This is a genomic window from candidate division WOR-3 bacterium, assembly GCA_039801365.1.
GTDB lineage: Bacteria > Hydrothermota > Tepidihabitantia > Tepidihabitantales > Tepidihabitantaceae > JBDRUN01.
Genome location: JBDRUN010000003.1, coordinates 60,522 through 71,658 on the forward strand (window position 1 = coordinate 60,522; position 11,137 = coordinate 71,658).

General features: G+C 56.2%; 8 protein-coding genes. 2 read left to right on the forward strand and 6 right to left on the reverse strand.

The annotated features are described in order from the left end of the window. Positions 1 to 126 precede the first annotated feature (126 nt). Positions 127 to 1,482 carry an O-antigen ligase family protein gene (locus ABIL25_01175; protein ID MEO0080887.1) on the forward strand — a complete coding sequence of 452 codons (1,356 nt, stop codon included), beginning with the start codon at positions 127 to 129 and terminating at the stop codon, positions 1,480 to 1,482. Here the strand turns inward: ABIL25_01175 and ABIL25_01180 are convergent. Further along, complete coding sequence (locus ABIL25_01180) at positions 1,457 to 2,542, reverse strand: glycosyltransferase family 1 protein (protein ID MEO0080888.1); 1,086 nt, start codon at positions 2,540 to 2,542, stop codon at positions 1,457 to 1,459. The genes ABIL25_01175 and ABIL25_01180 overlap by 26 nt on opposite strands. 240 nt (positions 2,543 to 2,782) lie before the next feature. On the opposite strand from ABIL25_01180, the gene ABIL25_01185 reads away from it, so the two are divergent. Beyond that, positions 2,783 to 3,736, forward strand: a complete 954-nt coding sequence (locus ABIL25_01185; protein MEO0080889.1) for a hypothetical protein — start codon at positions 2,783 to 2,785, stop codon at positions 3,734 to 3,736. Between the two features lie 61 nt (positions 3,737 to 3,797). Here ABIL25_01185 and ABIL25_01190 read toward each other — a convergent pair whose 3' ends face one another. The 5 genes from ABIL25_01190 to ABIL25_01210 all read right to left on the reverse strand — a co-directional run. After that, the gene (locus ABIL25_01190; GenBank protein ID MEO0080890.1) at positions 3,798 to 4,907 is read right to left on the reverse strand and encodes a glycosyltransferase family 1 protein; all 1,110 of its coding nucleotides are present in this window, start codon (positions 4,905 to 4,907) and stop codon (positions 3,798 to 3,800) included. A 24-nt stretch (positions 4,908 to 4,931) separates the two neighbouring features. Then, positions 4,932 to 5,828 (reverse strand): glycosyltransferase family 2 protein, encoded by an 897-nt coding sequence (locus ABIL25_01195; GenBank protein MEO0080891.1) that lies wholly within the window; start codon positions 5,826 to 5,828, stop codon positions 4,932 to 4,934. Between the two features lie 2 nt (positions 5,829 to 5,830). Further along, a complete protein-coding gene (locus ABIL25_01200; protein MEO0080892.1) occupies positions 5,831 to 6,958 on the reverse strand; it encodes a glycosyltransferase family 1 protein in 1,128 nt (375 codons plus the stop codon). A 250-nt stretch (positions 6,959 to 7,208) separates the two neighbouring features. Further along, positions 7,209 to 8,879: a hypothetical protein gene (locus ABIL25_01205; protein MEO0080893.1), complete on the reverse strand. Its 1,671-nt coding sequence runs from the start codon at positions 8,877 to 8,879 to the stop codon at positions 7,209 to 7,211. A gap of 111 nt (positions 8,880 to 8,990) precedes the next feature. Further along, the coding region (locus ABIL25_01210) for a T9SS type A sorting domain-containing protein (GenBank protein ID MEO0080894.1) at positions 8,991 to 11,137 on the reverse strand (2,147 nt) is incomplete at its 5' end.

The following is an 11,137-nucleotide window of genomic DNA, read 5'->3' on the forward strand; positions in this document are numbered from 1 at the left end:
GAGAGATGCAACTCGACAAGTTTTCCTGGAAAATACGGACTGCTGGTCCTGCTGGTTTGTCAAGCGGTAGTTCTGATCGCTTATTACTTGCTGCTGTCCAATACCGCTGACGTAGCTGTGTCAGTTATGGTCCTTTTTCTACCATTCTTACTTGGCACGTTGGTTGTCGTCTTGAGCCACGAATCGTACGCCACGACTTTCTTTGTACTTGCGGCGACGTTGGCCGGGCTTGGCTTTCTGCCTGGCAGTCCAGGTCTTAATACAGTCTATGTCGTCTTTCTTATGCTTGCCTATGTTGTGGCTAACCTGTCGTTTCGATTGGTGGGCGCTGGTGATGTCAGACTGAAGGGCCTGCCTATACCATTCGGTTCTCTCTTTCTGGTACTCGCTGTTGCTCTGCTGGTTTCAACACTTGTTGCGGGGGCAAGGGGACTTCTCAATGTTGGACTGATAACCGGTGTTGTGACGTTCCTGCTGTCAGGTCTTGCCGTCTGGTACTTGGCAGGTTGCTTCAGCGATGAGGGACGTCTTGTGAAGGTCATATACTCGGTAATACTAATCGTCACCGTTGCCAGTGTGGTTTGGCTGCCAGCAGCCTATGGGGCCATCGGGAAGAGGATGACGATGCCATTTCAGTCGGTTGCGGTGGGCCTGAACGAGGTTGGGGGTTCGCTAGCAATGTTGGCGGTTCTAGCAATGGGGCTGCTCGTATTGGAGGAAAAACCTGCCAGAAGGGTAGCACTTGGTATTGCGTTTCTGGTCTTGGTGCTCGGTCTCATCCTCACAAAGTCAAGGGGCGCCTGGGTTGGTGCCATTGCTGGTCTTGCATACATTCTCATTAGGGCGCGGCGGACCAAGATTCTACTTTTCTTCTTGGTGGCCATCCCCCTTGTCGTGGCTTTGCTCGAACCAATCAAGGCTACTTTTGTAGCCAGACTCACTCAGACCGAGGCCGGGGACCCTGCGTGGCTAGGCAGGGTCTTCATGTGGCAAACGGCGCTCCGGATCATTCCAAAGAATCTTCTGTTCGGCATTGGCCTGCACAACTTTGGGGTGGTAAAGTACGACTACGGGTTTCCTCGTTTTCTGGATCCGTTGGATGTTTCATTCTCCTATCGTCCAAACCAAGTCCTGTTTGGGCACACCCACAATCTATACGTGGAGCTTCTTATGGGGATCGGAGTTATTGGTTTTGCTGCCTTTCTGCTTATCATACTTCTGACAGTTGTGAACCTGAACAGAATAGCAGGTACAGATCGGGAGACGAAGTTGAAGGGGCCGGCGCTAGGCTTGGCAGCCCTCCTGATAGCGTATATGACCCATTCTTTCTTTGACTACCTCTTGTGGATTGTGTACTCTCTCGTTGTGTTTGCTACCTTTCTGGGATTGTCGCTTGTGGTAGTGAAGTTGGACCAAGAAGGATCACGCGCGTGGGTTGATCGTAGTACGTCAGCGGTTACTCGGTCACAGACTTTACGATAGCATAGATCTTGCTAGCAGTCAGTGCCCAGGAAAACCTATTAGCCTGATTCGGCCCCAGTCTGCGGAGTTGGTCTGCTAGCTGGGTGTTGTCTATCACGGTCTGGATTGTCTGGATGATGTCTCTTGTGGAGAGTGGGTTGAAGTAAAGCGCGGCACTACCCGCGACTTCGGGAATGCTTGCGGCCCGGCTGCATACGACCGGTGCTCCGTGCGCGAGTGCTTCGAGTACTGGGAGACCGAATCCTTCGTAGAGGGAGGGGAATACGAACAGGGTACATCGGCGATATAACTTGGAGAGTTCTTGGTCGGGCACGTCGGATAGGAGAACTACCCGATCGGTCAGACCAAGCTTGGCAATGACTGCCTTTGTTGCCGCGATATGTTGGCTTGTTCCCCATCCGACGATGACGAGTCGAGTTACCTCAGGAAACTTCAGTCGTGAAAAAGCGGTAAGTAACCGGGCGAGATTCTTATGCGGAGGGTGTCCTCCGACGTAGAGTATGTATGGTTGCAGTATTCCTGTGACAGAACTGTTTCCGCTACAGTCTGAATCAACCGAGGGCAGAAGTCCTTGACCTGGGGTGACCACATGAATACGTTTCGGTGGAAGCAGTCTAAGCCTCAGCAGGTCGAGGCGAGTATTCTTGGAGTCACAGATGACCGCATTGGCCCAGCGCAACGTCTGAAGTCCCAGCCAGAATGTGGCCTTGTCCCGGCCGCGATGGGACCGGTTCATGATGAGGGGAATCAGGTCGTGGACGGTTGCCACCGTCGGGATCGTCGCAAGAGGCGGTACGATTGGGGTGACGCTCAGAAGAGCATCGTACCGCCTGGTGCAGTAGCCAGTTAGTGCTGTCATTGCCCACGCTGTCCTTCTCGTGCTGTAACGGGTGAAGTCTGGAACCTTAATCGTCTCGCAGCGCGTGGCAAGAAGGCTGGGGTCCGGTGTAAGCACTGTAACTTCACACAGCTGGGAGAGCTCCTCAACCATGTGTCTTATGTACTGAGTGATACCAACGGTGGTTCGTGTATCGAATGCCGCGTTGATCAGCAGTCTCACACAGCAATAATAGTCAACATGTGCTGACGCTCAAGTTCCGGGGACCCCGCTGCGACAGTTCGAGATGTTGCGTGTGTGCGCAAGCCAGTGCGAGGACCCTGTTTGGCGGTCAGACAGGTTCCTGACTGATTTGACACACACGAAGCTCTCACTAGTATCTCGTAAGCTGGCGGCCGGCAGAGTCGGCTTCTCAGTGGATCACCTGGACGCTGCTGCCGAGCCGACGGAAGAATGCGAGGAATGATGAAATATATTGTTTCCATTGTGCTGGCATTGGGATTATCTGCTCAAGGGCAAGTGAGTCTGGCAGGTGGGAGGCTCTCGGCCGATGCTCTTCTCTGGGTTAGCTGCCGTTGGCAGCAGGGTGAAAGGGGCGGTCTGCATAACAGCCGGTTCGACTTCTATCGCCGGGCGATGTTTGTCGGTCTGAGCAGCCAGGTACATCCGGTCGCATCGCTGCGCATGTACTTCGACGCTGCCGGTGTATCACCCTACGACCTTTATTTGGACTTGCGATGGCCGAACGGCATCGGCTTGCGGGCGGGTCAGTTTGTCCCTCCGTTGGGGTTTGAGGCCTGGACACCACCACGCGAACTGAGGTTTATTGAGTACTCGATTCTCGAACGTCACTGGAAACCTTGGGGTGGGAGAGACATTGGTGTGATGGCAAGCTACAAGACAGGGCTGTTCGAGTTGGCCGGAGCAGTCGTCAATGGCAACGGCCGGAACACGTGGGGAGACGAGAATGACTGGAAGGATGTATGCGGATGCGTCACGTTGAAGCCCCTGGCTCAGTACGGTCTGCAGTTCGCGTGTCGCGCATACGACGGGCGATACTACAAGGAGGGTGTCAGGTTCTGGAATGCGGCGGCCGAAGCTCTTTTTGAGCGCGGTCCGCTTCAGGTCCTCGCGGCTGGGCAACACGCTGTTTGGGGTAGTGTAATAAGGAATTCATTCCAGGTTCAAGCGGCCTGCGGATTTCTTCAGTTGTTGGAACCGGTTGGGCGAGTCGAAGTGGAACTGTTGTCGGAGGATAAGTACGTGCTGGGCGTGACTGGGGGAGTCAACCTTCTAGCGGCCGGAGACTTGCTTAAGGTCATGCTCAACTACTGCTACTCACGCCGGGCTTCGGTTTTGCCTGAGAACAGGGAAACTCAGCAGGTCCTCACACTGCAGGTTCAGGCCGCGATGTAGCTTGAGCAGAAATGGATCGGCCGACTTGCTCCTGTGTCGATGCTAGTGGTGCTGCTTGGGACTATGTTCTAGGGCTGCTGCGGAGGATATCCATCACCTTTTCCGCCGTTTTGTCCCAGCTGAACAGGCGGGCGCGGCGCATGCCAGCCTCGCGGCAGTGATTTCTCAGGACTCTGTTTTCTGCAAGCTCCACCATCCGTTGGACCAGCGACTCGACTGAGGTCGGGTCGAAGTATACAGCCGCATCACCACCTACCTCTGGCAGACTTGAGCAGTTGCTGGCCAAAACCGGCGTGCCACAAGCCATAGCCTCTAGAACTGGCAGACCAAAACCTTCATAGACAGATGGTATCACCACATAGAGCGCACCACAGTACAGTGCGACCAAGTTCTCGACCGTTACGTAGTCCAGCAAGGAGACGCGATGCTCAATGTTCAGTCGGTGTACCTCGGACAGGATGTGGCGGTACCTCCAGCCCTTCTTCCCGGCTACGACGAGTTTGAAACGGGCTGGCAAACGGGCAAGCGCGCGGAAAAGAAGCGGGTAGTTCTTTCTGGGTTCGATAGTCCCCACTGCCAGAACGTATTCGTCCCCGATTCCCATTGCGCTTAAGCGATTCTGAACCTGGGGTAACGGCAGAGGCTGGAATATGGGGTCGGCGGCCTCTGGTACGACGGTGATGCGCGCCTCAGTCACTCCCAGTCTGGCAACGAGGTCGCGCTTAGTCTGTTCGGAGACTGTAATTATCGCGTCAGCGCGGGTGAGCGACTTCCGGAAATACAGCCGATGAACTAGCGCGTTGTAGCGGGCCATCGAACGCGGATAGAGCACGGGGACGATGTCGTGGACAGTGAGAACACCCCTTATGCCGACCGGCAGTGACAGAGGGAGGAAGTGCGACGGCCCCCAGAAGCAGTCCGGCTTGTCATGTTTTAGTAGTCTCGTAGCTCGGGTCTGTAGCCAGAAGGTGCCCGGCAGCCGGGAACGGTCGGTGCGGAGGCGAAGCGGAAGTCTGCTTGTTGGCACGGTTGTCAGCGGTCGAGAGGCGTAAAGCAGAATCTCGTCATCTTGTTTGATTTCAGCGGGCAGGTGTTCAATGACTCGCGATAGATACCAGCCGATACCGGTGAGTCTGTGCCGCAGCGCGCCGGCGTCAACCCCTATTCTCATACTGTATTCCTGGATGTTTGCGGGCTATACACGGAGTCGGCGTTGACTCAGCTTTTCCTTGATGGTTACTGCGGTAAGCACTGCCCATCCTACAGGCGCAGGGTACCGTCTCAGGTAGTGCTTGCGGTAGAACACGCGCATAGCTTCGTAGAATGCATGGTGAGCACGCAGTCGATCCGAAGTCGAGGCAGCAGATTGTCCAGCGGTACTGTGTTTGATGCCCGATGACAACCCTTTGAGGTGTATTATCGAGACCTCGGGGTGATAGACGACCTTCCAGCCAGCCTGTTTGATACGCATCGCCCAATCAATATCCTCTCCGTACATGAAGAAGGTTTCATCGAGCAGTCCAACCTGGTCGAGTACGGCTCGGCGGACAAGAAAGAAGCAGCCACTCGGTGAATCTATCTCATGTGTCGTATTCAGGTCCTTGTAGGTGAGATGATATCCACCGAAAAACCGGGACCGCGGTAGAATACGGTCCAGTCCAAGAAAATAGCAAAATGATGCCCAGGGAGTTGGGAAGCCCCGGTGACAGGCTTGGTCAAGGCTACCGTCGGCCAGGTTGACGCGACAGGTTGCTGCCCCGACTCCTGGAGAACTTTCCATGTACTGCAACATGGCTGGCAGTACCTCTTCCGGTACCCGGGTGTCAGGGTTCAGCAGCAGCACGTAGCGCCCTCTTGCAGTTCGTATGCCCAGGTTGTTGCCGGCTGCGAAGCCCAGGTTTCTGTTGTTTGCGATAAGATTGACCCAAGGAAACGAGCTGCGAAAATCCTCGACCGGGAAGCCGGGAGAGCCGTTGTCCACGAATATCACTTCAGCCAGCCCACTGTCATGGTGTACCTTCAGCTGGGCGAGGCAGGGAACAACGATATCAACGGGACCGTAGTTCAAGATGATGATTGATATCTCGGGCATGGCTAGGCTGCTACCTCCTTGAACACCGCTGTCAGACTCTGTGCTGCTCGCTGCCAACTGAACCGGTTGGCGTTGACGCGCCCGCGTTCCTTCAGTCGCGAACTAAGGTCGGAATCACTTAGGACACGCAGTATGGCTTCGGCTAGTTGTCGCTCATCTTTCGGGTCAACAAGTACAGCTGCGTCGCCCAGCACCTCGGGTAGGGAGGCTGAGTGCGAAGATACAACGGGTGTGCCGCAGGACATTGCCTCCAGTGGTGGCAGTCCGAACCCTTCGTAGAGAGAAGGGAACACAAACAGGTCAGCAAGCGTGTACAATGTCGGCAGGTCTTCCTGGACGACGAAATCGAGCAGAATCACACTATCGCCGAGTGACTGTGCCAGTTCGTAGAAACGTTGATTCTTCCAGCCCAGGCGACGCGCGCCACCGATTACCAGCTTGTGCTCGATTGCGTGCTGAGCTCGGAGTGTGGCGAAAGCACGGAGGAGGCATTCCAGGTTCTTCTTGGGTTCGGGGACACCGAGTGCAAGGATGAACTTGTCGGGTAGGCGCAATGCGTGGCGGACGCGCTCGAGCTTTTCCGGCTCGTTGACGGGTCGGAACTGGGCGTCGACCCCATTCTGGACAACCCGAATTTTCTTGCGTGGTACGCCGAGCCGGGACTGCAGCTCTAGTGACGTGAATTCAGATACGGAGACGACGATGTCGGCCTGCCGCACGGCGGCAAGAATTGCATGTCGGAAATAGGCGACCTTTGACCGGGGGTAGTACTGGGGCAATACCAACATACCGATGTCGTGGACTGTGACCACTTGGGGAGTCGTCTTGAATGCTGGTAGGGTGTTGTGGCATCCCCAGAGAACGTTGCAGTGAAGCCGGCTGACCTCGAGCGGCAGAACCATTTGTTCCCAGATGACTCTCAGGGGACGGAATGCTGTCACGGTCCGAAAGCTTACGCGTTTCGAGAACTGGCTACAGACAGCAAGGCGGTCTGAGGCGCGGCCCGACAAGTAGGCGATGTAGTGGTTATCAGATTCGACTGCGGGCAACTCGGCGAGCAAACCAGAGACATACGTGCCTATGCCATGGCCCAAGGAACGGGCCGCCGTTGCGTCAACCGCTATTCGCATGTGCGAGGCGGGACTCAGGGGTCAACCCAATGGGACGCTTGCAGTTCTGATCTGCTAGCGAGAGGCATGTGACAGCGAAGTGTAACGTTGCATCCTTGTCAGTCAAGGTTGCAGGTTGCCTTCAGCGCATAACTACTCGAAGTGCCCATACTGCTTCTTGCAAGAGTCGCGCGAACCTTTGCTAGACTTGAATAGAACGGCTCTGATCGTCCGAGAATGCGTGAGAGGGAGGAAAGCAGTGTCGCTTCTTCTAGTGGGCCACTATCAGTTTACGCGTCTCCTGGTATTCTCCTGCCTGCAATCGGCAGAAAAAGACGCCTGGCGGGAGCCTGGCGCCTAGGTCATCTCGTCGATCCCAAGTCACCCTGTGCCAGCCAGCTTCCTCTTTACGCCGATGGAAACAGCAGACTTGACCGCCGGCGCGGTCAAATAGGACAAGACTGACTTCGCAGCCGGCTGACACGTAGTACGCTATCTCCGTTCTCTCTGAGAGTGGATTCGGGACGATGGAGATGACGGGCGCATGTGCAGACGTCCAGGCACGCGGTTCTGCTTCCTGAATACCTGGCCGGCCAGCAGGAATCCAGAAAGGATTGCCGAACAGAGCGCAATCGAACACGAAATTCTCAGTCGTGTCGCTTGGCCACTGGGAGTGAATCCACACCGGGTCATACAGCGAGTCAAGATAGTAGAAGTAGGCTTCCGCCAAGCTTGGTAGCTGACCGAGAAGCCCAAAGAGCCACTCGGTCCTCTCGGTGCCGATGCTGCGGGTCACACCAACGTCGGCGAGACCGTTGTGGCTGCCGAAGACGTAGGACTCGGCGAAGCAGTGGGATGGCGATTCATTCCAGTCCATTCCGTGACAGCCCCAGACGACCGTGAATACGCCTCCCGGGGTCTGAGCTCGAACCTCTTGGTCGTACACGTACTGATGTGGCGCAATGTCGAACTGGTGAAACGTAGGCGAAGAATGAACCCAGACGTTTACTAGTTCGTACCCGTGGGTAAGTTCATCAAGGTAAGTCTGACCTGATACCTGGATGCCCGGTCCTCCTTGGGTGAAGATGGAATCTCCGTAAATTGGCAGCAAAGCCTCGCGCATGGGCGCGACACATCCTCCCCAGTCCCGACAAATGCACACTTCGGCCCGCTTCGGCACAGGCAAGGTTCCCTGGTAGTAGCTGTGGCACTTGTCCAAGAATTCGAGCAGGTCACTGAGACGGCCCGACGCAGGCCGCATATGCGCAACCCACAACTCTGGCCCGTCATTCGCGCCCCAGGTGTGCCAGTCATATTTCCCATCGTGATCGCGGTCAATGAAGGTGCAATCCATGTCTTCGTGAAACAGCGGAATGGGGCAAACCTCATTCCAGGGGAACTCCCACAGTGCATAGGGGAGGTGGCCAACCTGAATGACACCGGTGATTCCGTCCGATTGCCACAAATTCCGGATGAAGCTGCGAAGCGACTCTGCGGTCGGCCACGTGCCGTGGTATATTGTGATTTCTGCGTCGAAACGGGCCTCGACATCCTGTTCATAGGTTGAGAGCCGGGACTGACACATCTGGTAAGCAGCTTCATCAGCTATCAGTGCGACTTTCTGATGGGTCGGCGTCGGGTTTATGGAGAAGTTGGCTTTTCCCCATGCACCTGTCACATGGAAAGCATATTCGTCGCAGCTGAGCAACATGAAATCTACGTTACGTTTCACCAACTCGCGCAACTGCCCGGTTGTTGCGGTCGCGACAACAGCACCGGTAACTGTCCGAGGGAAGGACAGTCCAATGTCCTCACTTGGTACTCCTCCAGGCAGCCATACTGCGTGGGTTGTCTCTCCGAGTTCGTCACAAGGAGTGGTAAGTGGCGACCCCAGCGGACTCGCAACCGCTGCCAATGATATGGCAAAGACCACAAGCTGCAATGCCGTCAGCCTCCTAGCACTGCTAGTACTACCAATGTGGTCTGTCATCGGTCCTTCTTGGCAACAGGCAGGGCATGGATTGCGGCATTCCTAACCTGCGCATCATAATATCTATTCCAACTTGATCAGGCGTACGGTCGCAACTTCGCCCCCCGTGACAAGCCGGCAGAGGTACACCCCCTTGCCAAGGCCGCCGAGGTCGCAGGTTACTTCGTGTTCACCGGCATCGGTCGTACCGTCCACTAGGGTTTTCACCAGCCGGCCGGCCGGGTCGAAGACCTGTAGCTTCGCCGGGCCCGCGGCCGCAGGCGTGTATCGGATCACCACTATTCTTGAGCACGGGTTTGGTACAACACTGAGGGGCTGTCTGGATGGAAGTGCACCGAGCAGTCCGCCAGCCAGACCGTCGCCAGAGTCCTTCTGCACCACGGTGAACGTCCATTTCGGGTCAAACCAGTCGCCCCAGCCGTAGGAATTATGCGCCTGGCAGGTCCATGAGTAGGTCGTATTGTTCTGCAGGTCAATGTCAACCTGCCAGCCATTGGTTTGCCTCCAGCCGTCGCGAACGAGAGTGCTGCCCTTGTAGAGTTCGAAGTGATACCAGTCCACGCCGGAAATCGGCTGGACCCACATTGTGGGACGGCATGTGTTGACCGTGCCACCGTTTGGTGGATCAGCTGGTGAAGGTGGAGGCGGAATCGGCACCGAGACGGTGAATGGCCAACCCGGTGCTGGTGGTCCCCAACCGCTGGAGTTGTGCGCCTGGGCAGTCCACCAGTAAGTCTCGTTGCGGAGAAGGATGTCAATCTGCCAGCCGTTGGTCTGCGACCAGCCCTCGCGTACGAAGTTGTTTCTGCTATCTACTACCTTGAAGTAGTACCAGTCCACCCCATTCATCGGTTCGACCCAGAATGTGGGCTTGTTTGTGCCGATTGTCTCACCGCAACGGGGGAAAGCCAAGGTTGGCGCAGGCGGCACCGGTGGTGGTACCGACACGGTGAATGGCCAGCCACTTGCCCAGTCTCCCCATCCGCACGAGTTGTGCGCTTGGGCGGTCCACCAGTAGGTCCCGTTACTGAGGCCTATGTCAATCTGCCAGCCGTTGGTCTGCGACCAGCCCTCTCTGACAAAACTGCCTTGGTTGTCTAAGACCTTGAAGTGATACCAGTCTACTCCGCCAATTGGCTCGACCCAGAACGTGGGCCGGTCCGTTACTACGGTGCTGCCGTAGGCAGGGTAGGCGAGGGTCGGGGCAGGTGGTGGAGTTGGCACACGGACTGTAAAGCCCCAATAGCCGGACCATCCTCCCCACCCAACTGAGTTGTGCGCCTGACAACGCCAAGTGTAGTAACGCTCGTTCTCAAGGTCAATGTCAACCTGCCAGCTATTGGTCTGCCTCCAGCCGTCGCGAACGAGAGTGCTGCCCTTGTAGAGTTCGAAGTGATACCAGTCCACGCCGGAAATCGGCTGGACCCACATTGTGGGCCGGAATGTACTGACAGTACTGCCGTTTGGTGGCGCAGCGAGGGTTGGTTCAGGTGGAAGACCTGCGCGTGTAACACGCGCACGCGCATAGGCATACGTTCCGTAGTCAGGGATGCTGACTGGCGTACTGGGTGAAACTGCGGTCGTATTCCATGCCAGGTGCTGGCAGGAATAGTAGTTGATTGTACCAGTGATACCGTCGGGGTAGTCGTCAATGCATCCGGCAAAGACCGAGTCAGTCGAGCCGCTGGTGACATATGGTTCACCTTCGGTCATGTCGAGGACAATGTTATTGGCTGGGAAGGCTTGATTGGCGAAACAGCGCCGCCACGACCTGAAGTCTTTAGACCACAGCGGCGTGGACGAACGTCCGACACCCATCCGAATGCCTATGTAGTCTCGGGCCTGGTGCATTACGCGAATCCGACCCAGCATCTTCGGCTGGTAGCCGATGCGGTCGGAGACGTAGTACGCCGTGCGCTGGCTGAGTTCGGAGTTCATGACCGCGACGTACGACATCCAGAAATACCCGCTTGCGCCCCAGCCGGTACCCCATGAGTTGACCAGTTTGAAAGCACCATAGCCGTCGCGGGTGGAGCGATTGTCGTCGTACCCAACGATTGTCACAGCGTGACCTCCACGATTGGAGCCGTACTTATCGGCAACACAGTAGGTGTTATTGTAGTTTCCGATGTTGTCGAAGTTGGACCAGACGTAGATGCCAAGAACGGTTGTGTACCCGTTGTTGAGACGCTGCTTCACCGATTGCAGGC

What these genes read in the sequence shown, in the direction of transcription:
- ABIL25_01175 (MEO0080887.1), top strand. Translation starts at nt 127, where the DNA reads ATGGTCCTTTTTCTACCATTCTTACTTGGCACGTTGGTTGTCGTCTTG.
- ABIL25_01185 (MEO0080889.1), top strand. Translation starts at nt 2,783, where the DNA reads ATGATGAAATATATTGTTTCCATTGTGCTGGCATTGGGATTATCTGCT.
- ABIL25_01190 (MEO0080890.1), bottom strand. Translation starts at nt 4,907, where the DNA reads ATGAGAATAGGGGTTGACGCCGGCGCGCTGCGGCACAGACTCACCGGT.
- ABIL25_01195 (MEO0080891.1), bottom strand. Translation starts at nt 5,828, where the DNA reads ATGCCCGAGATATCAATCATCATCTTGAACTACGGTCCCGTTGATATC.
- ABIL25_01200 (MEO0080892.1), bottom strand. Translation starts at nt 6,958, where the DNA reads ATGCGAATAGCGGTTGACGCAACGGCGGCCCGTTCCTTGGGCCATGGC.